25 protein-coding genes and 1 pseudogene are annotated in these 23,556 nt (G+C 70.0%); 9 read left to right on the top strand and 17 right to left on the bottom strand.

Going from position 1 to position 23,556, the window contains the following annotated elements:
• Positions 1-2: 2 nt before the first annotated feature.
• Entirely contained in the window at positions 3-902 is a 900-nt protein-coding gene (locus tag BUB76_RS15295; RefSeq protein ID WP_073129669.1) for a DMT family transporter, read from the top strand.
• Here the strand turns inward: BUB76_RS15295 and BUB76_RS15290 are convergent.
• From BUB76_RS15290 to BUB76_RS15280, 3 genes are all read right to left on the bottom strand, one after another.
• Positions 899-1,573, bottom strand: coding sequence for an NUDIX hydrolase (locus BUB76_RS15290; protein WP_073129668.1), 675 nt, complete (start codon positions 1,571-1,573; stop codon positions 899-901). The genes BUB76_RS15295 and BUB76_RS15290 overlap by 4 nt on opposite strands.
• Positions 1,570-1,953 carry a DUF983 domain-containing protein gene (locus BUB76_RS15285; protein ID WP_073129667.1) on the bottom strand — a complete coding sequence of 128 codons (384 nt, stop codon included), beginning with the start codon at positions 1,951-1,953 and terminating at the stop codon, positions 1,570-1,572. The genes BUB76_RS15290 and BUB76_RS15285 overlap by 4 nt, the downstream gene beginning before the upstream one ends.
• 102 nt (positions 1,954-2,055) lie before the next feature.
• Positions 2,056-3,483: a diguanylate cyclase gene (locus tag BUB76_RS15280; RefSeq protein ID WP_073129666.1), complete on the bottom strand. Its 1,428-nt coding sequence runs from the start codon at positions 3,481-3,483 to the stop codon at positions 2,056-2,058.
• Between the two features lie 93 nt (positions 3,484-3,576).
• Here BUB76_RS15280 and BUB76_RS18205 point away from each other — a divergent pair, with 93 nt between their 5' ends.
• The 3 genes from BUB76_RS18205 to BUB76_RS15265 all read left to right on the top strand — a co-directional run bounded on the left by BUB76_RS18205 (position 3,577) and on the right by BUB76_RS15265 (position 5,601).
• Positions 3,577-3,873 (top strand): DUF3572 domain-containing protein, encoded by a 297-nt coding sequence (locus tag BUB76_RS18205; RefSeq protein WP_073129665.1) that lies wholly within the window; start codon positions 3,577-3,579, stop codon positions 3,871-3,873.
• Positions 3,874-3,973: 100 nt separating this feature from the next.
• A complete protein-coding gene (locus BUB76_RS15270; RefSeq protein WP_073129664.1) occupies positions 3,974-4,558 on the top strand; it encodes a heme NO-binding domain-containing protein in 585 nt (194 codons plus the stop codon).
• On the top strand, positions 4,555-5,601 hold the full coding sequence (locus BUB76_RS15265; RefSeq protein WP_073129663.1) for a GGDEF domain-containing protein: 1,047 nt from the start codon (positions 4,555-4,557) through the stop codon (positions 5,599-5,601). The genes BUB76_RS15270 and BUB76_RS15265 overlap by 4 nt, the downstream gene beginning before the upstream one ends.
• 25 nt (positions 5,602-5,626) lie before the next feature.
• On the opposite strand, the gene BUB76_RS15260 is transcribed toward BUB76_RS15265, so the two are convergent.
• Positions 5,627-6,436, bottom strand: coding sequence for a lytic murein transglycosylase (locus tag BUB76_RS15260; protein ID WP_073129662.1), 810 nt, complete (start codon positions 6,434-6,436; stop codon positions 5,627-5,629).
• A 94-nt stretch (positions 6,437-6,530) separates the two neighbouring features.
• Here BUB76_RS15260 and BUB76_RS15255 point away from each other — a divergent pair, with 94 nt between their 5' ends.
• Together BUB76_RS15255 and mnmH are read left to right on the top strand one after the other, a co-directional pair.
• Positions 6,531-7,403: an NAD(P)/FAD-dependent oxidoreductase gene (locus BUB76_RS15255; RefSeq protein ID WP_073129661.1), complete on the top strand. Its 873-nt coding sequence runs from the start codon at positions 6,531-6,533 to the stop codon at positions 7,401-7,403.
• Entirely contained in the window at positions 7,400-8,467 is a 1,068-nt protein-coding gene (gene mnmH, locus BUB76_RS15250) for a tRNA 2-selenouridine(34) synthase MnmH (RefSeq protein ID WP_073129660.1), read from the top strand. Before BUB76_RS15255 ends, mnmH begins: the two co-directional genes overlap by 4 nt.
• On the opposite strand, the gene BUB76_RS15245 is transcribed toward mnmH, so the two are convergent.
• The 6 genes from BUB76_RS15245 to BUB76_RS15220 all read right to left on the bottom strand — a co-directional run bounded on the left by BUB76_RS15245 (position 8,450) and on the right by BUB76_RS15220 (position 16,692).
• Positions 8,450-10,615, bottom strand: coding sequence for a selenide, water dikinase SelD (locus BUB76_RS15245; RefSeq protein ID WP_073129659.1), 2,166 nt, complete (start codon positions 10,613-10,615; stop codon positions 8,450-8,452). The two genes, mnmH and BUB76_RS15245, sit on opposite strands and share 18 nt — an antisense overlap.
• Before the next feature lie 43 nt (positions 10,616-10,658).
• Positions 10,659-11,210 carry a pyridoxamine 5'-phosphate oxidase family protein gene (locus BUB76_RS15240; protein ID WP_073129658.1) on the bottom strand — a complete coding sequence of 184 codons (552 nt, stop codon included), beginning with the start codon at positions 11,208-11,210 and terminating at the stop codon, positions 10,659-10,661.
• The gene (locus BUB76_RS15235; protein WP_073129657.1) at positions 11,203-12,246 is read right to left on the bottom strand and encodes a lipocalin-like domain-containing protein; all 1,044 of its coding nucleotides are present in this window, start codon (positions 12,244-12,246) and stop codon (positions 11,203-11,205) included. Before BUB76_RS15235 ends, BUB76_RS15240 begins: the two co-directional genes overlap by 8 nt.
• Before the next feature lies 1 nt (position 12,247).
• The gene (locus tag BUB76_RS15230; protein WP_073129656.1) at positions 12,248-14,659 is read right to left on the bottom strand and encodes an FtsX-like permease family protein; all 2,412 of its coding nucleotides are present in this window, start codon (positions 14,657-14,659) and stop codon (positions 12,248-12,250) included.
• On the bottom strand, positions 14,656-15,312 hold the full coding sequence (locus BUB76_RS15225) for an ABC transporter ATP-binding protein (protein WP_073129655.1): 657 nt from the start codon (positions 15,310-15,312) through the stop codon (positions 14,656-14,658). The genes BUB76_RS15230 and BUB76_RS15225 overlap by 4 nt, the downstream gene beginning before the upstream one ends.
• 69 nt (positions 15,313-15,381) lie before the next feature.
• Positions 15,382-16,692 (bottom strand): cytochrome-c peroxidase, encoded by a 1,311-nt coding sequence (locus BUB76_RS15220; RefSeq protein WP_073129654.1) that lies wholly within the window; start codon positions 16,690-16,692, stop codon positions 15,382-15,384.
• 75 nt (positions 16,693-16,767) lie between these two features.
• Between BUB76_RS15220 and BUB76_RS15215 the strand changes: the two genes are divergently transcribed.
• Positions 16,768-17,163 (top strand): tetratricopeptide repeat protein, encoded by a 396-nt coding sequence (locus BUB76_RS15215; RefSeq protein WP_373280061.1) that lies wholly within the window; start codon positions 16,768-16,770, stop codon positions 17,161-17,163.
• Positions 17,164-17,201: 38 nt separating this feature from the next.
• Here BUB76_RS15215 and BUB76_RS15210 read toward each other — a convergent pair whose 3' ends face one another.
• The 3 genes from BUB76_RS15210 to BUB76_RS15200 all read right to left on the bottom strand — a co-directional run bounded on the left by BUB76_RS15210 (position 17,202) and on the right by BUB76_RS15200 (position 18,821).
• Positions 17,202-17,843 (bottom strand): SDR family oxidoreductase, encoded by a 642-nt coding sequence (locus tag BUB76_RS15210; RefSeq protein ID WP_073129653.1) that lies wholly within the window; start codon positions 17,841-17,843, stop codon positions 17,202-17,204.
• An 8-nt stretch (positions 17,844-17,851) separates the two neighbouring features.
• The gene (locus BUB76_RS15205; protein WP_073129767.1) at positions 17,852-18,280 is read right to left on the bottom strand and encodes a DUF1178 family protein; all 429 of its coding nucleotides are present in this window, start codon (positions 18,278-18,280) and stop codon (positions 17,852-17,854) included.
• A gap of 67 nt (positions 18,281-18,347) precedes the next feature.
• Positions 18,348-18,821, bottom strand: coding sequence for an NUDIX hydrolase (locus BUB76_RS15200; protein ID WP_073129652.1), 474 nt, complete (start codon positions 18,819-18,821; stop codon positions 18,348-18,350).
• Between the two features lie 154 nt (positions 18,822-18,975).
• Here BUB76_RS15200 and BUB76_RS15195 point away from each other — a divergent pair, with 154 nt between their 5' ends.
• Both BUB76_RS15195 and BUB76_RS15190 read left to right on the top strand, forming a co-directional pair.
• The gene (locus tag BUB76_RS15195; RefSeq protein ID WP_073129651.1) at positions 18,976-19,503 is read left to right on the top strand and encodes a glutathione peroxidase; all 528 of its coding nucleotides are present in this window, start codon (positions 18,976-18,978) and stop codon (positions 19,501-19,503) included.
• Positions 19,500-20,618: an acetoin utilization protein AcuC gene (locus tag BUB76_RS15190; protein ID WP_073129650.1), complete on the top strand. Its 1,119-nt coding sequence runs from the start codon at positions 19,500-19,502 to the stop codon at positions 20,616-20,618. The genes BUB76_RS15195 and BUB76_RS15190 overlap by 4 nt, the downstream gene beginning before the upstream one ends.
• Before the next feature lie 18 nt (positions 20,619-20,636).
• Here the strand turns inward: BUB76_RS15190 and BUB76_RS18005 are convergent, their stop codons facing one another.
• From BUB76_RS18005 to BUB76_RS17720, 4 genes and pseudogenes are all read right to left on the bottom strand, one after another.
• Positions 20,637-20,792 carry a hypothetical protein gene (locus tag BUB76_RS18005; RefSeq protein ID WP_175550322.1) on the bottom strand — a complete coding sequence of 52 codons (156 nt, stop codon included), beginning with the start codon at positions 20,790-20,792 and terminating at the stop codon, positions 20,637-20,639.
• A 419-nt stretch (positions 20,793-21,211) separates the two neighbouring features.
• Positions 21,212-23,092, bottom strand: coding sequence for a methyl-accepting chemotaxis protein (locus tag BUB76_RS15185; protein WP_073129649.1), 1,881 nt, complete (start codon positions 23,090-23,092; stop codon positions 21,212-21,214).
• Positions 23,093-23,123: 31 nt separating this feature from the next.
• Positions 23,124-23,426 carry a hypothetical protein gene (locus tag BUB76_RS15180; RefSeq protein ID WP_073129648.1) on the bottom strand — a complete coding sequence of 101 codons (303 nt, stop codon included), beginning with the start codon at positions 23,424-23,426 and terminating at the stop codon, positions 23,124-23,126.
• Between the two features lie 49 nt (positions 23,427-23,475).
• Positions 23,476-23,556: pseudogene (locus BUB76_RS17720) on the bottom strand (IS5/IS1182 family transposase); the annotation flags it as partial.

Here is a 23,556-nt window from a genome sequence, read left to right as displayed (position 1 = left end):
GAATGGAGCCCTGGATCATCGCGACGCTGGTGGCCGCCGCGGCGCAGACCGCGCGCTTCGCGCTGCAACGGCACCTGAAGCGCACGGGCCTGTCGGTCGCCGGTGCCACCTTCTCGCGCTTCGTCTTCTCGGCCCCGCTGGTGGCGCTGGGCGTCGTGACCGGCGCATGGCTGGCCCGGGTGCCCCTCCCGGTTCCGCCGCCCAACTTCTGGGCCTTCGCGCTGCCCGGCGGGATCGCGCAGATCCTGGCGACCGCCTGTGTCATCGCCATGTTCTCGCTCCGGAATTTCGCGGTCGGCATCGCCTTCAAGAAATCCGAGGCGGTCCTGACCGGCGTGGTGGGCATCGTCGTGCTGGGCGAGACCCTGAGCCTCGGCGCCTGGATCGCCATCGGCATCGGCGTTCTGGCCTTGCTGCTGCTCAGCCAGGAGCACGCGCGAGGCTGGTCGTGGCGCGCGCTTCTCAGCCGCGCCACCGCGCTGGGTCTCGGGTCCGGCCTGCTCTTCAGCTTCTCGGCCGTGCTCTATCGCGGTGCCACGCTGCAGATCCCCGAGCTTCCGGTCCTGCTGCGCGCGGGGCTGACACTGGCCTGCGTCACCGCGTGGCAGACCTGCGTGCTGGGGGCCTGGCTGGCCTTTCGCGAGCGGGGCGAGCTGACACGCGTGGCCCGGCACTGGCGGGTGGCGGCGCTGGTGGGCGTCACGTCGCTGGTGGGCTCCTACGGCTGGTTCACGGCCTTCGCGCTGCAATCGGCCGCGCTGGTCAAGGCGCTGGGCCAGGTCGAGGTCATCCTGAGCATCCTGGTCACCACGCTGGTGCTGGGCGAACGGATGCGCGCGCGCGAGGGATGGGCCATCGCCGGTCTGACGGCGTCGATCCTGCTGCTGATCTGGGTGGGCTAGTCGCGACGCGCGTCGGCGATGGCGATGTCTTCCATGTGCCCGTGGAAAAACGGCAACCTGGGCGGCGGCGAAAGGTCGGGTAGGCGTCCCGCGACCTCGGCCAGCGCGACCTGGGTGATGAAGGGAAGGTCCGCCTGCCGGGCCTGCGACAGCGGGATCCAGCGCAGGTGGCTCAGCTCGTCGGTGGCGTGGCTGAAATCGTCGGGATCGCCCGCCAGCCTGTCGGCATTCACGGTGAAGAACCGCGCGTCGAAGCGGCGCGGTCGGCCCGGTGGCGTGATGGCGCGGAAAACATAGGTCAGGCCCGCCGCGTCGGGCCGGTGCCCGGTGGCCGCAAAACGCCGCCAATCGGCGGGGGCGTCGTCCCAGACGGCACGATGCCCCAGGACCTGACCGGTCTCTTCCCACAGTTCCCGGATGGCCGCTGCGACAAGCGTTCCGGGCGGTGGCAGGTCAGGCCCGCTGAGACGCGCCTTGCAGCGGTCGTCCAGGCGCCCCCCGATGGCAATCCGCCCGTCGCCCGGATCGACCCGGCCGCCGGGAAAGACCACCTTGCCCGGCAGGAACACGGCCGATTTGCCGCGCTGGCCCATCAGGACGCTCGGGGTGTCGTCCGGGTCCCGCACCACGATCACCGTCGCCGCGTCGCGGATCGGGACCGATGGGCTCAAAACCCGTGCATCCGCCTGGCCCACTGAAAGCCCACCACCATGCCCTTGATCCGCGGCAGCAGGTAGAGCGACAGCGCCACGCAGCCCACGCAGAACACGGCTGCCAGCACGATGGGGTCGGGACGGAAGCGCACGAATCCCCAGTGCAGCAGCGGCGCCATCAGGTGACCGACCACCAGGATGGTGACGTAGGCGGGGGCGTCGTCGGCGCGGGCGTAGCTCAGGTCCTCGCCGCAGACCGAGCATTGGCTGTTGAGCTTGAGGTAGCCCTTCAGGATCGGGCCCGATCCGCAATTGGGGCATCGACGTCGGAATCCGCGCAGCAGCGCAGGCTTCAGGCTGCGTTCGGTCTGGGTGCTGGCGATGGTGTCGTCGAACATGGCATACCTCGGGCTCGTGCCGAGCGGTGTAACCTGATGAGGCGCCCGGCGGTAGGGGCCGCGTCGATCTTGCGGCGCCATGTCACGCCCGCCGGAGGGGCCTCAGCCCACCCTGTTGCGCGGCGTGATAAGTGGCACCACGCGGCCGGTCATGCCGCCCGCCGCGGGCCAGGTCGCATCGGCAAGCGCGACCCGGTTTCGCCCCGCGGCCTTGGCCGCGTAGAGCGCCCGGTCTGCCCGCTCCAGCAAAGCGTCCGGGGCCTCGCGGCCGCAGGCGACGCCGATGGACAAGGTGACCTGGATCCGCGATCCCCCCGGCAGCGTCATGGGGGCGCCGCAGATGGCGACGCGCAGCCGCTCGGCGGCGATCCGCGCCTCCTCGATCGAGCAGTCGGGCAGCGCCACGAGGAATTCCTCGCCCCCGTAGCGGGCCAGCAGGTCGCCCTCGCGCACGTTGTCCTGAAGCCGCCGCGCGATCTGGCGCAGAACTTGGTCGCCAGCCGCGTGGCCGTGGGTGTCGTTGACGGTCTTGAACAGGTCTACGTCCATGAGAATCTGGCCATAGCCGCGATCCTGGGAATGGGGCTGCTTGGCGAGATTCGACAGATAGCGCATCCCGTAGCGGCGGTTGAACAGCCCGGTCAGCGGGTCGTGGGCGGCCATCATCAGGTTGGCGTCCACGCTGTCGCGCAGCGCGTCGGTCTGCCGCTTGATCCGGATGTGGCGCAGAATCCGCAAGTTCAGTTCCTCGGGGGACGCGTCGGAGCGGATGACGCCGTTCACCCCCTGGTCGAGCGCCCGGGCCGCGAAGGCACGGTCGCCGGGTTCGTACTGCGCCGCGATGGACGCGCGGCGCGCCCCCCGCCGTGAGCGCAGCTCGGCGATCAGGGTCAGGGTCGACTCGCTGTCGATGGCGGGACAGAGCAGGAAGACCTCGGGCGCGCGCTCGGCCTCTTCCGAGGCGCTGATCGCGTCCGTCGGCGTCATCAGCGTGACCTCGTCCACGCTGCGCCGACGCAGGGCGCGGGCCATGGCGGTGCGGTGCTGGCTGTCGCCGCCGACGATGGCCAGCCGCGCGGGACGGGTGAACGCGCCAGGATCCTCGGAGAAGCCGAACTGCGCCGCGGTATCGATCCGGCGACGCAGTTCCGCCCGGGTTTCGTGGCACCGCAGGAGCGATCGCAGGTGGGTCAGCAACCATCCCCGGTCGATCGGGCGGAGCAGCACCGTGCTGGCACCGCCCCCCAGCACCGCGAGCCGCGCGGCCGTGGTATCCTCGTCGATGATCGCCAGGACCGGCGGCGCCACATCCTTGCCCAGCGCGGCGGTCGCGACGCAGAAATTGTCGATCGTGAGATCCGGCAGGCATCCGTTGATGATGACCGCGTCGGGCATGTCGCCGCGCAGGTTCCGGATGCCCTCCTGCCCGGTGGCCACCGCGCGCACCTCGTAATGGGCGGCGACAAGCGCCGCCTTGAGGGCGATCCTGTGGGTTGCCGTCGGTTCGACGATCAAAATGCGGCGCGGCACTCGGCGCCCTCCTTGCTAGACAAACCCGATCATCGGGTCCAAGCATCGTTAGGAGAGGTTAACAAAGCCTTTCGATTTTTAAGAGTCCGTGAATTGCAGCAAAACTTCGCCGATGCCGAAAATGCAGCACAGGTCCTCGCGCTCGACGCGCTGGGCTGGATCGCCGGCGAGGGCGAGCTGCTGGATGTCTTCACCGGATCGACCGGGATCGGGCGCGACGCGCTGACCGAGGCCATCGAGGACCCCGAGATGCTGGGCGCGGTGCTTGATTTCCTGATGATGGACGACGCGTGGATCGTGGCGTTCTGCGACGCGCGCGGGCTGCCCTACGACGCGCCGGCCCGCGCCCGCGCGGCGCTGCCCGGGGGCGCGCAGGTCCACTGGACCTGACCGGACTGGCGGGTGCGGCGAAACACCCTACCGGGCCGCCCCTGCGAACACAGCCTTAACGATTTGGCGCTACACCCGGTCCGGGGGACTGGGGACGTATGTGCACGGGTTGATTGTCAGATCGGTTCAGAGCTTCGTGACCGATGTCTACGGGGCGGCGCAGTGGCAGCGCGTGGCGGTGCGTGCCGATCTGCCCACCTCGGATGTCGAGGCCATGATGCGTTATGCCGACGACGTGTTCGCGCGGACGGTCTCGGCCGCGGCCAGCGTTTTGGACAAGCCCGTGGACGGCCTGCTCGAGGATCTGGGGACATACCTCGTCTCCCATCGGTCCATGGGACGGATCCGGCGCCTGTTGCGGTTCGGGGGCGCGGATTTCGTCGAATTCATCGAGTCGCTGGACGACCTTGTGGGCCGCGCGCATCTGGCGATGCCGGACCTCGGACTGCCCGCGATCCAGGTCAGGGCGGTCGGGCCGGGGCTTTACACCGTGTCCTGCGCGTGGGCGGCGATGGACTTGACTGCACTGCTCATCGGCGCGCTGCGGGCCATGGCCGACGATTACGGCGCGCTGGCCATGGTCGATGCCGCGCCCGCCTCCGACGGGGCGGGCGTGCGGGTCACGCTTCTCTCCAGCGCCTTCACCCCGGGGCGTTCTTTCGAATTGCGGCGGGCAAGACCATGACGGGGCAGGCCGCGATCCTGGCCGAGCGCGCAGCCTTCGACGCCCTTCTGCCGATGCACGCACGCCTGGCCGAGGACGGGACCATACTGCATGTCGGCCCCGGCCTCGCACGGCTCGCGGGCGCGCGGCAATTGCTGGGCCAGCGCGTCACCCGCGCGTTCCGGGTCACGCGGCCCGATGGCGTGGCCTCCATGGCCGATATGATGACCCTGCGCGGACGGGCCATGCGGTTGGAGTTCGCCCGGGGCCGGCCGGTTCGGCTGAAGGGGATGCTGGTGCCGTTCGACCGGCTTCGCGGCAGCATGCTGAGCCTGTCGCTGGCCCTGTCGGATCTGCCCGACCTGGGCGGCGCGCCCCTGACGGCGCGGGACTTCGCGCCGACCGATCCCACCGTGGACATGCTGTACCTGATCGAGGCCAACGCCGCCGCACAGGCCGAATCGCGGCGCCTGATCGCCCGGCTCGACGGGGCCAAGTCGACGGCCGAGCGGCAGGCGTTCACCGATACCCTGACGGGCCCTGGCAACCGCCGTGCGTTGGACCGCGTGCTGGCGCGCTTGCTGGGCGAAGGGGTGGGCTTCAGCGTGATCCAGCTGGATCTCGACCGTTTCAAGCAGGTCAATGACCGGCACGGCCACGCGGCGGGGGATGCGGTACTGTGCCACGTGGCCCACGGGCTGCGCAGAGCCGTGCGCGCGGTCGATACCGTGGTGCGGACCGGCGGCGACGAATTCGTCGTGGTCGCGTCGGGGCTGACCGAACCGCACGCGGTGACCCTGATGGCCGAGCGCATCCTGTCGGAAATCGCCCAACCGCTGCCGGACGGCGACGCAGATCGGGTCGTCTCCGCCAGCGTGGGCTGCGCCATCTCGTCCCGATACGCCCGGCCCGACGCGGCGCGGCTGCTGGCCGCCGCGGACGCAGCCGCCTATGCCGCGAAGCGGGCGGGCGGGGGCCTTTTCCGCCTGCATCCCGGGGATGGGCGTGGTGCCGGCCCGGACCGCCGTGATCGCGCGCGGCGGGGGCGCGACGACGTCGCCTGAGCCCACCGCGCGCGGGGTCGAACGGTTACGACGCGCCGTCGATCTGCGCCGCCATGATCGCGATGGCCTGCTGGTACACCGTCGCCGCGTTCCATTCCTGGATCACGCGGAAATTCGGCTGACCCTGCTGGTAGCCTTGCCCGGGGCGCCAGCCCTTTTGCCGCAGAAAATTCGCGGTCGAGGCCAGGGCGTCCGTGATGTTCGTGAGGTCCACGCGCCCGTCACCGTTGGCGTCCACCCCGTAGCGCAGGGCATTACCGGGCAGGAACTGCGTGTGTCCCAGCTCGCCGTGCTTGGCGCCGCGGGTGTTGGCCGAGATCGCGCCGCGGTCCACCAGCCTGAGCGCGGCCAGCGCGTGCGGCGTGAAGAAATCCGAGCGGCGGCAGTCATAGGCAAGGGTCGAGATCGAGGCGACCACGTTGCTGTCGCCCATGAAGCGGCCGAACCCGGTCTCCATCCCGTGGATGGCGATGATCACGCCGGCCGGCACGCCGTATTGACGCTCAAGCGCGCCGTAGAATCCGGGGTTCTGGGCCAGACGCTGGCGGCCCTGGCGCACGATGGTCGACGCACCGCGGACTTCCATGAACCGGTCCAGTGAGTAGCGGAAGCTTTTCTGGTTGCGGTCGGCATTGATGGTCGACTGCGCGTAGGACGTCGATGCCAGCGCCTGAAGCCCGCGTTGCCCGACACCGGCGGCGGCGGCCTCTTGCGCGAATTGCTGTTTCCAGGCGCCGTAGCCGCCCGCGCTGTTGCCGCATTGCGCGGCCAGTGCGGGCACGGCGCCCGCGGCCAGGACGGCGCAGGCCGCCGCGATCCGTTTGAATGACTGCATCGGAAATCTCCCTGATCTGTTCAGTCAGGCTAGGGCCTTGCAAGCGCCCCGCCAAGGGTTTGTGGGTGAACGCGGATGCGCTAGTTGGGGTCCCATGAAACACATTGCCGTCATCGGTGCGGGCATGGCCGGTCTGGCCGCCGCGCACGACCTTTCCGGGGCGGGGCTGACCGTCACCCTCTTCGACAAGAGCCGGGGCACCGGCGGGCGCCTGGCCACCCGGCGCAGCGAGGTCGGCGCCTTCGACCACGGGGCACCCCTGGCGCAGGGCGATGACTCCGCGTTCCACGAGGCCATGGCCGGCCTTGGCGATGCCGCAATGGCCGTGGATGACGGCTGGCGCGGACGCCCGGGAATGAGCGGTCTTCTGAAGCCCTGGGCCGCGGGTTTGACCCGGCACGCGGGCACCCGGATCGCGCGCCTCGACGACAGGCCCGCGGGCGTGCGGCTGACCGACACCGACGGCGCCGACTGGGGGCCGTTCGACGCGGTGGTGGTGGCCATCCCTGCGCCGCAGGCGGCCGAGCTTCTGCGCAGCGATGCGCTGTCCGAGGTGCGCATGGTGCCGGTCTGGACCGTCATGGCCGCGTGGGACGCCCCGTTGACGGCGGTCCCCGATCCCGCGCCGGCCCCGTTCGATGCCATCCTGCCGCAGGACCGCGCGGGCGCCGTCGTGGCCCACGCGAAATCCGACTGGTCCGCCGAGCGGCTGGAGACGTCCAAACCCGACATGGCGCCGGTCCTGGGCAAGGAACTGGCCGCCGCGCTGGGCCGGGACGCACCGGCGCACGCGGTGGCGCATCTCTGGCGCTACGGCCGGGTGGAGCGGGCGCTGGGCCAGCCGTTCCTGCGCGTCTCGCCGCGGGTGCTGGCGGGCGGGGACTGGGCGCTGGGGCCGCTGGCGGGAGACGCCTGGGCCAGCGGGCGCGCCATGGCCGCCACCCTTGAGGCGGAGGTCCGACCGTGAAGCCTTTCGCGCCAGACGCGCTGTCGGACCTGATCCAGGCGCAATTCGACACGGTGATCGACGTGCGCTCGCCCTTGGAATTCGCCGAGGACCATGTGCCCGGCGCCATCAACCTGCCGGTTCTCGACGATGACGAACGGGCGCGCGTGGGCACCATCTACAAGCAGCAAAGCCCGTTCCTGGCGCGCAAGATCGGCGCCGCGCTGGTCGCCAAGAACGCCGCCGCGCATATCGAGGGGCCATTGGCGGGCCACGATGGCGGCTGGCAGCCGCTGGTCTATTGCTGGCGCGGGGGGCAGCGGTCGAACAGTTTCGCCGCGGTCCTGTCCCAGATCGGCTGGCGCGTCCGCGTTCTGGACGGGGGCTACCGCACGTACCGGAACCTGGTGAAGACGCGGCTTTACGACCAGCCGTTCCCGGCGCGGGTGGTGCTGCTGGACGGGTTCACCGGCACGGCCAAGACCGAGCTTCTGCACCTTGCCGCGCGGCGCGGCGTGCAGATCCTGGATCTCGAGGGGCTGGCCAACCATCGCGGGTCGGTCTTCGGCGCCATGGGTGGGCAGCCCAGCCAGAAAGGGTTCGAAACAGCGCTGGCCGCGCAGGTGCAGGCGCTGGACCCGGCGCGCCCGGTGCTGGTCGAGGCCGAAAGCAGCAAGGTCGGCCGGATCATCGTTCCTCCGGCGCTCTGGGCGGCGATGCAGGACGACGCGCCGCGCATCCGGATCGAGGCGCCGGTCGCCGCGCGGGCGGCTTATCTCGAACGTGCCTACGATGACATTGCGCGTGACGCCGACAGGGTCGAGGACATCCTGGAAAGCCTCGTCGCCCTTCAGGGCCGTGACCGGATCGATGCGTGGCGGGCGCTGGCCGTCGAAGGGCAGACCAATGCGCTGGCGGCCGAGTTGATGGTCCACCACTACGATCCGCGCTACGCCAAGCAGGCCGCCGGGGCGCAGGCGACGCACACGCTGTCGACCGACAGGCTGGACGCGCAGGGGCGGGAGGATCTGGCGGACCGCATCGCCGAAGCCATGGACAGGCTGGCGTCAGGCAACCCGGATTGAGGGCGATCCTTCCGCCAATTCTCCAATGATATTGGCGGTATATCCCGCACCCTTGAGATTCGACATGAAGTCTGGTGCGTCGGCGTCCGCCACGGCGGCGAGCAGGCCGCCCGCGGTTTGGGGATCGTAGAGAAGCTCGCAACGCGGATCGTCCGGGGCCTCGACCCGATCCGCCACCTGACGGTTCGCGGCGTGCAGGGTCGACCGGGTGCCCGACTGCACCAGCTCCAGCGCGCCGGGCAGGATCGGCAGCGCGTCGAGGTCCAGGCGGGCGGCCACGCCGCTGGCCTCCAGCATGCCCAAAAGATGCCCGGCCAGCCCGAAGCCCGTGACGTCGGTCATCGCGTGGGCGCCGCGCAGCAGCCGCGCGGCCTCGATCTGCGGGGCCGCCATGGCGCGCAGCGTGTCGGCCACCACCGGCCCGGGCGCATCACCGGCCATGGCCGCCGCCATGACCGCTCCGGTGCCCAGCGGTTTGGTCAGGATCAGCCTGTCGCCGGGCCGCGCGCCCGCCAGGGTCAAGGGGGCCGCTTCCAGCAGGCCCGTCACCGCGAACCCGATGGCAAGCTCCGCCCCCGTGGCCGAATGCCCGCCGACGATTCTGGCCCCGGCGGCGGCGAAGGCGGCCTGCGCGGGGGCCATGACTTCGCGCAATGTCCGCGCCTCGAGCGTCGGCGTCGCCCGCGGCAGGGTCAGGATCGGCAAGGCGGTCTGCGGCGCCGCGCCCATGGCCAGGCAATCGCCCAGCGCGTGGTGGGCGGCGATATGGGCCATGAGGGCCGGGTCGTCCGTCACGCTGCGCAGCTGGTCCACGGTGATCGCCTGCCGCGTCTCGCCCATGCGCAGGATCGCGGCATCGTCGCCCGCGCCCGTCTCGACATCGTCGCGGGGATGCACCGGAAGCTGGGCCAGCGCGTGCGACAGGGTCGACTGCGCGACCTTCGCCGCGCAACCGCCGCAGGGCGCCTGTTCGGTCAGGACGCGCAGGCCGGTGGCGGCCTCCTTCGGCGGGCGCGGTGGCGTCATTTCGGGCAGGTCCGACAGCTTGTTCATGAACTTGCGGTCGATATGGTCCTTCCAGCGCCAGAGCCAGCGACCGCTCAGCCGCAGCCCCGCCTTGTCCGCCACCGCCGCCTTGCCGCCGGTCGAGATCAGCTTGAGGTAGTCGCGCTGCGGATCGTAGCGGCGCGTCGTCCCGGCCCCGAGCGCCGCGCGCAGGTTCCGCGTCAGCACCGGCGCCTGCCGCACCGCGAAGACACCTGCCTTGGGGCGGGGCGCGTGGGTCATGTGGGCGCAGTCACCTGCGGCGAAGATCGCCGGGTCGGTCACGCTGCGCAGACGGGCGTCGACGGCGATGAACCCGTCCGTCAGCTCCAGCCCGGTGCCGCGCAGCCAGTCATAGGGTCGCGCCCCGGCCGCGCCGGTCACGAACCGCGCCGGGATCTCGCGCCCGTCCTCCAATACCACGCCCTCGGCCGTGACCTGCGCCGCCCCGGCCTGTTCGATCAGGGTCACGTTGCGCGCGGCCATGGCGTCCAGCAGCGCGCGCCGGGCCCCTTCGCCGATCCCGTCCAGCGCCTTGCCCCGGTCGATCACGGTGACGGCCGCGCCGCCGCAGCCGAAGGACATGGCCATGGCCAGCTCAACCCCGCCGACACCGCCGCCGATCACGGCCTTGGGCGCGGCGCGGTCCGGCCCGTCGCGATGGGCCGCCCATCGCGCGGCGAAGCGGCCGAGCGGCTTGGCCGGCACCCCGTGCGTCTCGAAGCCGGGCAGGGCGGGCATGTCGGAATGGATGCCGATATCGACCGAGGCCACGTCGTAGCCGATGCGCCGGGGGCCCAGGATCGCGTCGTCGATGGCAATCTCGCCCAGGCCCCGGTCGATGCCGGTGGCGTGCCCGAGGATCAGCCGCGCGCCCGCGAACCGTGCCAGCCGGACCAGGTCGATCTCGAGCGTGTCGCGGTCGTAATGACCCGCCACGAAGCCCGGCAGCATCCCCGTGTAGGGCGCGGTGGGGCCGGGATTGATCAGCGTGAGCCGTGCGCCCGGCAGCGGGTCCATCCCCCATTTCCGCAAGACCAGCGCATGGGCGTGCCCGCCGCCGATCAGGACGAGGTCGCGGGTGGCGGGCCATTGGGGATGCATCGGGTCGCTCCGTCGGGGTCGCGGTTTCCTAGCAAGGGCCGCGTCAGGGGGCCAGCCACGTTCCGGCGAAGCCGTCGTCGCGGGAATAGAGCGCGCGGCGATGCTCCGGGCCCAGGTAGACGGCGTCGAGCGATTGCAGATGGCCGATGAGCCGCGTGTGCCGGTCGCGCGCCGGGGTCTTGTCGTAGGCGTCCGGCGCGTCGATCCCGGTACCGGTCGCGGGCGTGCCGCCATAGTTCATCCGGGCGCCTTCGCCCAGTTGCTCCCACGCTTCGGCATCGCCGGTGACCATCTCGACCCGGACGCGCGCACGCAGTTGCAGGTTGGATCTCGGGTCCCAGAACAGAAGCGTGGCGCGCGGATCGGCGACCAGTTCCGCCACCTTGGCCGAGGCCGCGTCGGTGTGGACTTCAAGCGTGTGCCGCGACGGGCTGGCCGAGCGCAGGACCACGATCCGCGCTTCGGCGCCGCCGTCACGCCCCGCCGTGGCGAAGGCTGGTCGGTGCAGCGGTGACTTCGCATCCGCCGCGCCCCGATGCAGCTTCTGCCACGCGAAATCCCATAGCTTTTCCAGGTCGTTGGCCCAGTCATCCATATCCGGTCATCTCCAGGTAGCCGATGCCGCCGTGGCTGCCGGTGACGATCACCGGCCCCTCCCAGTAGCCGAAGCCCAGATCCATAAAGGCGTCCGGATTGATCGCCGCCACGGTGATGTCCACCCCGCGACCCGGCAGGCGGACGGCCCAGCGGGTGGGCACCTCGCGGCCCGCGACATCGCTGGTCTCGAGCGGTTCGGCCGCGAAGGCGCCGTCGGGGAAAGGCGTGGTTCGGCCGTCGGCGGTGATCCAGGTGGCGGCGGTGAAATCCTCGGCCCCGCGCAGCCGGAAACCCATCATCTTGTCGCCGCTGTCGAAATGGAGCGAGAACCAGTCCCACCCGCTCTGGTCCTCGGACAGGGGTTGCGAGGACCATTCGCGGTCGAGCCAGGCGCGGCCCGTCACCTCGACCTCGCCACCGGGCAGCATCAGTCGGCCCGACACACGGTAGAAGGGTTGGGAATAGTAATAGCTCGCCTGTCCCGCGGCGGACTTCACCGAGTAGCCTTCGTCGCCCTGGAAGACGAACGGGCCGTCGGCATCGAGTTGCAGGTCGTAGGCGAAATCGGCGCCCGCCGCCCGCATGGTGACGTGGCCCAGGGTGGGGCCCGCAAGCGACCAGTCGTCGATGAAGGCCTCGAACGGTTCGACGCTGACGCCGGCCTGTCCGGTGCCGCCACGGCCCAGCCGCTCGGCCGCGAAATGCGCGTCGGGTGTCGTCAGGCCCGCGTGGCCCATCCAGGCCTGCCGGCTGGCCCAGCCGTCATCGCCGCCAGACGGTGCGAGGGCGGATCGGAACAGCGTCCACTGCACGCCATAGGGGGTGCCGTCGCGGCCTTCGAGGTTGGCGGTGATGTACCACCACTCGATGCGGTAATCGGGGTGGGGTCCGTGGTCCTCGGGAAAGCGGAAGGTCTTGCCGGGCGTGGGCCGCGCGAAGCCGTCGGAGGCCGTGCCGAGGCCGGCGAAGCCCTGGGCCGTGGCCCTCGTAGCAAGGGCCGACAGCGTCGTGCCCAACAGGGCGCGTCGGGTCATCCTAGCGTTCATGGGCGAAGACCTTCAGCAGCTCGTTGGGGGGCGTCCGGGCCAGCTTTATCGCCGGCAGCAGGCTCGCCAGCCCGGCGGCCAGCAGCGACAGCACCCCCAGCCAGACCCAGTCGCGGGGGAACAGCTCCATGGGCAGCCGCCAGCCGAACGCCTCGACATTGATGACCGACAGCAGCACCCAGGCCAGCACAAGCCCCACGGGGACCGCGACCACGAAGGTCAGCGCGGCCAGCAGCAGCGCGCGCAACAGCTCGAGCCGGGCGAGGCGGCGGCGCGTGAGGCCCAGTGCCCAGACCGGGGCCAACTGCGGCTGGCGCATGGTGGCGAGCGTCAGCAAGGACGTCAGGATCGCCAGCGCCGCCACCGACAGGGTCAGCACGTTCAGCGCGGCCGTGACGGTGAAGGTGCGTTCGAAGACGTCGAGCGAGAATTGCTTGATCGACGCCTGGTCGGTGACGTTGGCGCCGGACAGGCCGAATTCATCGATCAGCGCCGTGCGCAGCGCCTCGGGCCGATCCGTGCGCAGGCCGAAACGCAGGCGCGGGGCCTCGGGGAACAGCGCGTCGAACCGGTCGAGGCCAACCATGGCCTGCCCCAGCGGGTTGCCGTAATCGCTGTAGACGCCGGCCACAGGCGCATCGGCCCAGCCCGGCACGTCCAGCGTCGCGCCGGGCCAGAGACCTTCGCGCCGGGCCAGCTGCTCGTTCACCAGCACGGCCTCGCCGGCGGCGACGCGGTCCCAGACGGCGGCGTCCGCCTCGATCAGGGGCCAGTTGTCGCGATAGGTCGCGTGATCGGCCACGCCGAAGACCTCGGCGGGCGCGCCGGCCAGCTGGGCCTCGCTGCTGCGGATCGGCAGCACCGCGTCAGCGCGCGTGGCCAGCCAGGCGCGCAGGTCTTCGGCTTGCGCCTCGCTCTCGGCGGTCAGGTACAGCTCGGACGCCAGGCGCTGATCCAGCCAGCCGGTGAAGGTCGTGCGGAAGCTGCTGACCATTGTGCCCACGCCGATATTCGCCGCCAGCGCCAGCAGCAGCGCCATCAGCGCCAGCGACAGGCCGGGAAGCTGCTGGCGCGTGTCGGCCCAGAACCACTCCGACAGCGGCCCCGTCGCGCCGCGCCCGAACAGGCCCAACACCGAATGCAGGACGATGGGCAGCGCCAGCGCCGCGCCCACCAGAAGCGCGCCCAGCAGTGTGAAGCCCACCACCAGCCCGCCGCCGGTCACGCCGAGCACCAGGGCGAGGATCAGCAGTGCGACCGCGGCCACCGCTTGCAGGCGCATCGCCCGGTCCGACGCGCGCGCCCAGGCGCGGGGCTGCGCCGGGGCCAGCAGCGGCAGATGCGCCACCTTCCACAGCGATCCGGCGGCCGCAGCGGCCGTGCCCAGCGTAGCGATGGCCAGTCCGCTCAGCCACCAGGCCGGGCGCAGGGACAGGGTCCCGTCGACGCTGGCGCCGTAGAGCCCGCGCAGCGTTGCGGCCACGTCGGGCAGCAGCAGGGACGCCACCAGATAGCCCAACGCCACCCCGATCAGCCCCGCGACCAGCGCGAGCACAAGAAGCTCGGCGGTCAGCAGGGCCAGCAGCGTCCGCGCGGGCATCCCCAGCGCGCGCAGGGTGCGAAAGACCCCGCGCCGCTGCTCGAAGGCCAGGCCGATGGCGCCGCGCACGATGAAAAGACCCACGGCGAAGCTCAGCAGCCCGAACGCGGTGAGGTTCAGGTGAAACGAGTCCGTGAGCCGCGCGATGTCGTTGCCGCCGCCCGCGCTGCGCCGCGCGAGCGCGGGTGCGACCTCGTCCAGCGGAGGCGCGGTCAGCGACGGCGGCCCGGTCACGACCAGCCTGTCGATCTGCCCCTCGCGGCCCAGGAGCGTCTGCGCGATGCCGATATCGGCATAGGCGACGCCGGGCGGGATGCCTTCGGCCGTCTGGCGCGGCGGCAGGTCGTCCGCGTTCGACAGACGCTCCTGCGTGCCCGGCGCGACCAGAAGCAGCCCGGGCGGCGTCAGGAACGCCATGTTCACGTCGCCCGGTTCGCTCGTATCCGTTACCGGCAGGTCGCCCGACGGCAGGGTGAAGCCGTCGATGCCGATGACGCGCAGCGGTCCGCTCGGCGAGGGCACGCGCCCCTCGATCAGGGGCGAGACCTGCCAGCCCGCGCGGCGCAACGTGACGAAGACGGCCTGGTCGATGGCCCCCCCGTCGCGGGCGACCAGCGTATCGCGGTCGGGCCCGGCCAGCGCGCGCGCGGCCCGGTCATAGCTCGCCCGCGCCTCGGCGTTGATGGCCTGCACCCCGGACCAGAGCGCCGTGGCCGTCGCCAGGCCCAGCATCAGCGTCACCAGCTGAAAGGGCCGCCGGATCCAGTGCGACAGCAGCGCGGTCAGCCCGGCGCGGATCATCCGTCGATCCGCCCATGGCGCAGGTGCAACTGGCGCTGCATGTGGCCCGCCAGCGACTGCGAGTGGGTCACGGTCAGCAGGGACGCGCCGGTTTCCTCGACCAGCGCCAGCATCAGCTCGAGCACGCGGGCGCCGCTGTCCTCGTCCAGGTTGCCGGTGGGCTCGTCCGCCAGCACCAGCGACGGCTTCGCCGCCAGGGTTCGGCCGATGGCGACGCGCTGCTGCTGGCCACCCGACAGCTGTTCGGGATATTTCTTCAGGTGATCGGTCAGTCCCAGCCGCGTGGCCAGCCGGTCCGCCCAGTCGCGGTCGTGCTTGCCCGCAAGCCGCGCCTGGAACGCGATGTTGGCGGCCACGTCCAGCGACGGGATCAGGTTGAACTGCTGGAAGACCACGCCGATCCGGTCCCGGCGCAGGGCCGCGCGGCCCGCATCGTCCAGCGCGGTGATGTCGGTGCCATCCAGCGTGATCGTCCCGCTGTCCGCGTGGTCCAGACCGCCGATCAGGTGCAGAAGCGTGGATTTGCCCGAGCCGCTGTCACCCGTCAGCGCCATGGTCTGCCCGGCCTCCAGCCGCAGGTCCACGCCGCGCAGGACGGCCACCGGGCCGTCGGCGCCATCGAAGGACTTGTGCAGGTCTTTGACGATTAACAACGGATTATCCCGCGCTTGGGTGCTCGGTCACGCACCTAGGGGCAGGGTTCCGCGCGACCAGTGGGTGCGTCAATCCACCGGCAGGCCCGAGGGCACGGATTCGGGCTTGCCGAAGCGGAACGTCTCGGCCGTGGGGCTGGTCAGGGCGTGCAGGAACGCCTCGAGATCGGCGAGGTCGAGAGCGCCCAGCGGCAGCGGCGCAAGGTCCACCCGGGCCCTGTGGCGCGCGGCCTCGAGCCGGTCTGCGCTGGCGGCGAAGTCGCCCGCGGCCAGCCACGGCGCGTGCGGCAGGCGGGCCATGTCGGGTGTCCAGGCGTCCAACGCGCCCAGCGGATCGGCGTGATGCCGCAGGATGCCGCGCAGGGTCGGGTAGGCGCCGTTATGCCCGTAGGGCGCGGTAAGGGCCACGTTGCGCAGCATGGGCGTGCGGAAGCGATAGGCGTCCTCCAGCCGGTCGGACTTGCCCATCCGGCCCACGTCGCGCGGATAGGGGTCGAAGCGCCGGGTGCGACCCGGACCGATCTGCGGCAGGGCCAGCGCGTGGAAGTCCTGATCGCTCATCAGCGGGCCGGCGTGGCAGGCATCGCAGCCGGCCTCGCCATAGAAGAGCTCCATCCCGCGCCGCTGCTGGGGGCCGAGCGCGTTCGGCTCGCCCTTCAGCAAACGGTCGAACGGCGTGTCGAAGCGGCGGAACTCCAGGTCGATATAGGCGCCCAGCGCGTTGCCGATCTCGACGATGCTGACCTGCTCGGGCCGGTCGATGTGGTCGAAGGCCCGCACGAACATCTCGCCGTAGTCCGGGATGGTGCGCACGCGCTTGGCCAGGATCGGCCACGCCGCGTCGATCCGGTCGTGCACCGCGCCCGCGATCTCGTTTTCCGACGGGTTGCCGGCCATCTCGAACTGCGCGGTCATGGGAAACAACGCCTGCGCGGCCAGCGGCGTGGCAAGGCCCTGCGGCAGCCATTCCTCGGCCGGGGTGTCGAAGCCGTTGCCGTAGATCGGCGAAGTCTTCAGCCGCCCGTCATGGAACAGCAGCCGGATGTCGCGCGCGCCCAGGTTCCAGAGCGCGGGCGCGTTGCGCGGAATGCGCTTGGCGATGCGGTCCGATCCTTCGCCGGGGGTCCGCTCCGGCCCCACGCCGGTGCCGCCCTCGCCAATGCCCAGGCTCAGCCCGTCGCCCGTCGCGTGGTCCAGCGCGTGACACGTCGCGCACGAGATGTTGCGGTTGCCCGACAGGATCTTGTCGTGGAAAAGAAGCTGACCGATCCGCGCCTGATCCTCGTCCACCGCGCGGAAATCGGCGTCGGACAGGGGCGGGGGCAGGGGGCCGGCATGAAGCGGCAGCGCGATCAAGAAAGGGGCGGCAAAACGGTACATGCCGCCATTCTGGCAATTGTGCTGGCGCTGCCAAGTCCCGTCGCGGCGAACCCGGTGGAAAATGCCCGCGATGCCATGGAGGCCGGGGACTTCACCGACGCGATGGAGCTGCTGCGCGGACCCGCGCGCTCGGGCAATGCCGACGCGGAAGAGCTGATCGGCATCCTCTACGCCATGGGGCTGGGGGTGGAGCGGGACGACCGCCGCGCCTTCGAGTGGTACCTGCGCAGCGCCATGAAAGGCCACCCGGGCGCGCAGTCGGGCATCGGATGGTACTACGAGGTCGGCCGGGGCATGCCCGCGCCGGACCTGGTGCGCGCCTACATGTGGTACACGCTGTCGGCCATCGGCGGCGATCCGGACGCGGCGATCTCGCTGGAAGAGGTGGTGAAGAAGATGGACCAGGCGCAGATCGACGCCGCGCTGGAACTGGTCGAGGACTACAAGGTCTGGATGTACCCGTTCCGCTAGATGCCAGATTCAGCGTCTGGAAATTTCACGGAACCGTCTCAGAACGGATGCGCGCGGCCGTCATAGGTCTCGAACCGGCCCGTCGTCGCGACCGACAGCGCATCGAAGCGGTCGATCAGCCCCTTGGCCGAGGTCTCGGGCGAGATGGCCGCGCCCGACCCGCCCATGTCGGTCTGCACCCAGCCGGGATGATAGATGCCCACGGCGATGCCGTCGGATTGCAGGTCCATGGCAAGGTTGCGGCCCAGATTGACCATCGCCGCCTTGCTGGAGCGATAGATATAGCTGCCGCCCGACGCGTTTTCCGAGCTGCCCAGCTGGCTGGAGATCAGCGCGATCTTGCCCTTCGCGGCGCGCAGGTTGGGAAGCAGCGCCTGCACGCAAAGGAAGGCGCCGGTCACGTTGATGGCGAACATCCGCGCCCACATGTCCGGCGGGAACCCGTCGCCGAGCGTCTCGCCCCGGTCCTCGAACACGCCGGCGTTGCACACCAGCAGGTCGAGCGGTCGGTCGCCCAGTTCGGACGCAAGCCGGCCGACCGAGGACGGGTCGGCCACGTCGAGCGGGAGATGGTCCTTTGCGTCGCGCGCCGTGCGCGTCACGTCATCGCCGCGGGCGGTCATCCGGTCCGCCATGGCGGCACCGATGCCGCGGTTCGCGCCGGTGATCAGGACATGCATGGCGGACCTCAGTTGGTCTTGGATTTCGGGATGAATGGCAGGGGCGCGATGGGCACGCCGTCCTCGACCAGCGCGCGCGCCTCTTTCAGCTCGGCCTGGCCATAGATGGGCTGATGCGGCGCCGCGCCCTCGTGCATGGCGCGGGCCTGGCGGGCGAAATCGCGGCCCACATCTTTCGCCTCGGCCTCGATCTTGCGGCGCAGGCGGGCCAGCGGATGGGTGTCGTCCGTGGCCTTCGGCGGCGGTGTGTCGGCCGCCGCGACCGGCGCGCCCCCCGACCGCACGCGGGGCGCCATGAGCGCCTTTTTCACATCGGCACTGCCGCAGTCGGGGCAGGTCACGCGCCCCGATTGCGCCAGCCGGTCGAAGGCCGCGTTCGACGCGAACCAGCTTTCGAAATCGTGTCCGTCGGCGCAGGAAAGCGAAAAGCGTATCATCTTGAAACCCAAAAGCTACACGCTGTTAGGTAGGCGCTGCGCGGCTTCCCGCCAATGCGGTTGATCGTCAAATCCTCAGGGCCTTCGGGTCGAAGGTTGCCAGCATGCGGGCGAGCTCGGGCTCCTGCACCAGGCGGGCGGCCTTCTTGGGGCTTTCCCACCGGCGGCTTCGCGCGGCTTTCTCAGGCCAGTCCTTCAGCACCTTCTTCACCTTCAGCGGGAACACGGCCACGACGCAGGGCAGGTCGTCGCCATCCATCTCCTTGGTATAGGTGAAGATTCCCAGGCACTGGGGGCTCGCGACACCTTCGACGCCGGCCTCCTCGAAGGCTTCGGTCGCGGCGGCGTCGGACGGGGTGGCGCCGTCCTGTGGCCAACCCTTCGGGATGACCCAGCGGCGGGTCCGACGGGTCGTGATCAGAAGGATCTGCAGCTTGCCATTGCGCACGCGGTAAGGCAGCGCGCCGAATTGCGTGCGCACATCGCGTTTGCCTGCGGGCGACAATCTCATTGGGCGTGCCACAGGGTCGCTCAGATCCATATCGGGCCTCCGGAAGCGGGCGTTCTTACCCCTTGTTGTTGATCCTATAACATAAATTACCTTTTCACCGCGCGTCAAATCGCCTGCGCCGCGGGGTATGCGACAATTCGGGCCATGTGATTGAATTGCCGTCCGCACAAGGTATCTGTCTCGCATGGAAAAGATAAACGTCTGGTTAATCCTGCTGGTTTCCGCCGTGTGGATCGGTGTGCCGGCAGGTGCGGCGCCCGACGGGTGGCGGTTTCAGCTGTTGGAGGGCGACACGCTCTCGCTGGCCGATCGCGAGGGGCCCGTTCTGGTGGTCAACACCGCGTCGCTCTGCGCGTTCACGCCGCAATACGAGGGCCTTCAAGCGCTGCACGATCGTTACGGCGCCAAGGTCCTTCTGGTTCTTGCCGTCCCCTCTGACGATTTCCGGCAGGAGCTGTCCTCCGACGAAGAGGTGAAGGAATTCTGCTCGGTCAATTTCGACCTCACCCTGCCCATCGCCACGATCACGCCCGTCCGCGGGCCCGCGGCGCATCCGTTCTTCGCCGACATGGCCCGCGACGAAGGCGCCGCGCCGCGCTGGAATTTCACCAAGTACCTGGTGCGCGACGGCGAACTGATCGGACACTGGCCGTCTTCGGTGCGGCCGGACAGCCGGGCGATCACGCGCGCCATCGACGCCGCGCTGCCGTGACACTGCGCTTCATCGGCTCCGAGATCTACCGGGGGTCGAGTTACGGTCCGAACCACCCCCTGCGGGTGCCGCGCGTGTCGACCGTGATCGACCTGTCCCGCGCGATGGGCTGGCTGCCGCCCGATGTCTACATCCCGTCGCCGCGCGCCAAGCCCGCCTCCCTCGCGACATGGCACGACCCCGACTATCTCGCGGTATTGCAACGGGCCGAGCGGGACGGCCACGTCACCGAGGCCGAGCGCGCGCGCCATGCCCTGGGGACCCTGTCGAACCCTATCTACCCCGAGGTTTTCCGCCGCCCGGCCACGGCGGCCGGCGGTTCGATCATGGCGACCGGTTTGCTGCGCGACGGCGGCGTGGTCTACAACCCCGGCGGCGGAACCCACCACGGTCTGCCCGACCGGGCCAACGGGTTTTGCTACCTCAACGACCCCTGCCTCGCCATCGTCGCGTTCCGGCGCTGGGGCTTCCGCCGTATCGCCTACGTGGATATCGACGCGCACCATTGCGACGGGGTGGTGCACGGCTTCGGCGACGACCCGGATGTGCTGATCGTGTCGACCCACGAGGAACGGCGCTGGCCGTTCACGGGCGCGGTGGAGGATCGCGGCGCGGGCAACGTGTGGAACCTGCCGTTGCCGCGCGGGGCGCGTGACGGCGACATGGCGGCGGCGCGGGACAAATTGATCCTGCCGCTGGTCGAGGGGTTCCGCGCCGACGCGGTGATCCTGCAATGCGGGGCCGACGCGGTGGCCGAGGATCCGCTGTCGCGGTTGGCGCTGTCGAACAACGCGCATTGGGCCATCGTCGCGGCCCTGCGCGACCTGTCGCCGCGCCTGCTCGTGCTGGGGGGCGGCGGCTACAACCCCTGGTCGGTGGGGCGATTGTGGACGGGTGTCTGGGCGACCCTGTCGCGACAGGAGATTCCCGCGCGACTGCCCGAGGCGGCCGAAAACGTCCTGCGCGGGTTGGAGTTTACCGGCAACCGGCTGGGCAAGAACCCGCCGGATCACTGGTTCACGACATTGCGGGATTCGCCGCGCAACGGGCCGGTTTCAGAGGTTGTCGCGGCGCGCTTGCGCCAGTTGGCGGATAGGGCCCGCGCCTCGGTCTAGGCGCGGGCAGAAGTCCGGTCAGAACAGGTCGGGAAACCTTTCCTGCATCTCGAGCGTCGCGTGGTGACGGTCGGCAACGGGGATCTCGGTGCTCGTGAAGGCAAGGGCGGCGGTGGCCGCAAGGCTCAAGCCCAGCACTGCGCCGAGAAAGGCGGTATTGAGACGGGTATTCATCTTCGCGCTCCTCGATCGGCGTGTTTGCGTTCTTATGACCCATATACGCAGCCGACGCAGGGGAAGTTTCGCGCGTTTCCGCACAGGGGTTCACATACCGATGACATGAGCGAGAGCGATGGTGGGACCGCGCTCCGCCGTTCGGCGCGACGGGGTCCCTGGCCTGTCCGCCGTCGCGGGCCATTCCGGGGCGCGGCTTCGGCTCGGGCGCGTGCGATCTTGGGCGTTCAAGCGGGGATGCGGCCGAGCGGGCCGTGGAACCGGGACCACCCCGGACGCGATCCGGAGCGGAGGCAACTGTCCTGCCGCCCCGATCGCCGCTGCCCCGGGCGTCGACAGGGCTCGGTGGGCTTCGGTGAGCGACGTGTGAACCTACGGCAGGTCCGGTCGGATCGCCCGGGGATTGCCGCGGCTTGCGATCAGAACGCGTCCCAGCCATCGAGGCTTTCCGCCAGGTTTCCGTTCGACGCCGGCGGCGCGGGAATCTGTTGCCGGGCCGGCGAGTGAGCTCGTGCGGCAGCCGGCTCGGACAGGCCGATGACCTCTTGGCCCACACGGAACCGCGCGGTGGAACCTTTCAGCCCCTCGGCTTCCTTCGAGAGCAGGGCGCCCGTGCCGCGCACCTCCTCGAACGAGGCGGCCTGCTTCTGGGTGTTCGTGTCGATCCTGGACACGGCGCTGTTGATTTCGCCGATGCCGTTCACCTGTTCCGACATGGCGACCGCGATCTGGTCGATCCGTTGCGAGACCTCGGTGACGCTTTGCGAGATTTTCGCGAGGGATTCTTGCGAGTTGTTCACCTTGTCGACGCCCTCGGCGACTGCCTGGTCGCTGCGCGCGATGACCTCGTCGATTTCGCGGGCCGCATCGCCCGCCCGCTGGGCCAGTTGACGGACCTCGGAGGCGACGACCGAGAAGCCGCGGCCGGCCTCGCCCGCGCGGGCGGCCTCGACGCCGGCATTCAGGGCCAGCAGGTTGATCTGGAACGAGATCTCGTTGATCACCGTGACGACCTTCGCGATCTCCTTCGATGCGTCGGAAATGCGGGCCATGGCGGAGGCGGCGTCGGCGGCGACGATGCTGCCGGAATGGGCCATGTCCTTGGCCGAGCTGGCATTCTTGTTCGCGTCCGCGGCGTTGTCGCTGACCTGCTTGATGCTGGCCGTCAGCTCTTCTATGGCGGCGGACGATTCCTCGAGCGAGGCCGCGTTCTGCGCGGCCTGGCGGGACAGCGCGTCCGAGGTGTCGCGCAGTTCGTTCGACGAGGTGGACATGTGCGCCGCGCTGCCCGAGATCTCGCCGATGAGCTGCTTGAGCGAGGCGATCATTCCGTTCACATTGGTCTGAAGGGTCCCGAAGTCGCCCCGGAAATCGCCCGTCATCTCGGTGCGCAGGTCACCCGCGGCCACCTGGTCGAGCACGCGGCCGGTTTCGCGCAGCCCGCTCTCCACCGATTCCAGCAGATCGTTCAGCTTTTCCTTCAGGCCATTGAGCGTCTGGTCCTCGAAATTCTTGGTGACCCGCGACGAGAAATTCCCGTTGATCGCGCTGTGGACGAGGCCGCCGAACTCGATATCGAGCTCCTGCATCATCCGGTCTCGCGCTTCGCGGGCGCGCTCATCGGCGGCCTGCGCCTCTCGCGCCTTGGCGAGGGCGGCCTCGGCCTCGGCCTGGGAGGCGTTGGCAGCGTCCTTCGAGCTTTCGGCCTGGGCGCGGGCCACCTTCGCTTCGGCGATCGCGTCCTGCGATGCTTGCAGGCTCGCCTCGAGTTCGGTCGTCTTTTCGCGCATGCGCCGGTCGTTCCGCTGCAGATGCAGGACGGTCCAGGTGAGCGCGGCGGCCTCGATCAGGACGACCACGGCGTGGAACAGCGTGCGCGAAACGCTTTGCCCGACCGAGCCCGAGGGGAAAACCAGGCTGGGCATCAGAAACGACAGCGAAAGGTGGTGCACGGCGATGATCAGCGTCGCGACGAGTACCGCGCTGATGCTGCGCAGGCTGATCAGGCAGGCGAGCAGCGCGAAGAACAGCATGTGGCTGTCGATCTGCCACGGATGGCCCTGCAGGCCATTGGTCAGCGAGATGGCCTGGCCGATGAGCGCCGTCGCCGCACCGACCGGCGCCAGCGGCGGCCGCAACACCGACATGGCCGCGCCGAACAGGATGAAAACAAGCGCGATCGCCCCGGTCGAAAGGATGGGGCCGCCGACAATGCCGGTGGCCAGCAGAAGACACGGAAACAGCGCGCCCGCGAGCGAGAAGGTGAGAAGGACAGGGGATGAAAAGATGCGCATGATCATGCTCAATCCTCGAAAACAGCCGGGTCCGCGGTCATTTGAACCCGCAAATTTCAGCCAGGATACTGGCGGGGAGCACAAGGTAGCCGTCCCGGGTCAACCTTCTGTGCTGGTCGGGTGATGCGACGACAAGCCGGCCGAGCGGCCACCGGGTCAGGCCGAATTCACGCACACCGTGCGGCGTCCGCCCGGCAGGCGCGTCCACCCCTGCACCGAAATCGACGAGGAGGTAGAGACCCGCGGGGTCCGGCACCCCCGCCTTCGCCGAAACGGAGGCGACGGGACCGGCCCCAATGGCCAGCACGAAGGCGCCGATGATCCAGAACGTGTTTTGCATCGTCCGACGGCATCGCACTGAAACGTTGAAAGTTGCTTAGGCTCAGGACTCATAGCCAGTAGATGACGATAGCGGCGAGAGCGATGGCTGAGAGGAAGACTTTTGGGCACCGGTCGTATCGCGTTGCAAC

It is taken from the genome of Palleronia salina (assembly GCF_900141995.1).
In the GTDB taxonomy this organism is placed as follows: Bacteria; Pseudomonadota; Alphaproteobacteria; order Rhodobacterales; family Rhodobacteraceae; genus Palleronia; species Palleronia salina.
Note: the sequence above shows the minus strand (reverse complement) of the source record. Positions and strands in the feature narration are given on the sequence as shown.

Bases quoted from the DNA above. Each gene is read 5' to 3' on its own strand.
- BUB76_RS15185 (WP_073129649.1), bottom strand. From the start codon at position 23,092: ATGATCATGCGCATCTTTTCATCCCCTGTCCTTCTCACCTTCTCGCTC.
- BUB76_RS15255 (WP_073129661.1), top strand. From the start codon at position 6,531: ATGAAACACATTGCCGTCATCGGTGCGGGCATGGCCGGTCTGGCCGCC.
- BUB76_RS15215 (WP_373280061.1), top strand. From the start codon at position 16,768: ATGGAGGCCGGGGACTTCACCGACGCGATGGAGCTGCTGCGCGGACCC.
- BUB76_RS15260 (WP_073129662.1), bottom strand. From the start codon at position 6,436: ATGCAGTCATTCAAACGGATCGCGGCGGCCTGCGCCGTCCTGGCCGCG.
- BUB76_RS15195 (WP_073129651.1), top strand. From the start codon at position 18,976: ATGGAAAAGATAAACGTCTGGTTAATCCTGCTGGTTTCCGCCGTGTGG.
- BUB76_RS15180 (WP_073129648.1), bottom strand. From the start codon at position 23,426: ATGCAAAACACGTTCTGGATCATCGGCGCCTTCGTGCTGGCCATTGGG.
- BUB76_RS15205 (WP_073129767.1), bottom strand. From the start codon at position 18,280: ATGATACGCTTTTCGCTTTCCTGCGCCGACGGACACGATTTCGAAAGC.
- BUB76_RS15240 (WP_073129658.1), bottom strand. From the start codon at position 11,210: ATGGATGACTGGGCCAACGACCTGGAAAAGCTATGGGATTTCGCGTGG.
- BUB76_RS15230 (WP_073129656.1), bottom strand. From the start codon at position 14,659: ATGATCCGCGCCGGGCTGACCGCGCTGCTGTCGCACTGGATCCGGCGG.
- BUB76_RS15285 (WP_073129667.1), bottom strand. From the start codon at position 1,953: ATGTTCGACGACACCATCGCCAGCACCCAGACCGAACGCAGCCTGAAG.
- BUB76_RS18005 (WP_175550322.1), bottom strand. From the start codon at position 20,792: ATGAATACCCGTCTCAATACCGCCTTTCTCGGCGCAGTGCTGGGCTTG.
- BUB76_RS15210 (WP_073129653.1), bottom strand. From the start codon at position 17,843: ATGCATGTCCTGATCACCGGCGCGAACCGCGGCATCGGTGCCGCCATG.
- BUB76_RS15245 (WP_073129659.1), bottom strand. From the start codon at position 10,615: ATGCATCCCCAATGGCCCGCCACCCGCGACCTCGTCCTGATCGGCGGC.
- BUB76_RS15200 (WP_073129652.1), bottom strand. From the start codon at position 18,821: ATGGATCTGAGCGACCCTGTGGCACGCCCAATGAGATTGTCGCCCGCA.
- BUB76_RS15220 (WP_073129654.1), bottom strand. From the start codon at position 16,692: ATGTACCGTTTTGCCGCCCCTTTCTTGATCGCGCTGCCGCTTCATGCC.
- BUB76_RS15295 (WP_073129669.1), top strand. From the start codon at position 3: ATGGAGCCCTGGATCATCGCGACGCTGGTGGCCGCCGCGGCGCAGACC.
- BUB76_RS15235 (WP_073129657.1), bottom strand. From the start codon at position 12,246: ATGACCCGACGCGCCCTGTTGGGCACGACGCTGTCGGCCCTTGCTACG.
- BUB76_RS15265 (WP_073129663.1), top strand. From the start codon at position 4,555: ATGACGGGGCAGGCCGCGATCCTGGCCGAGCGCGCAGCCTTCGACGCC.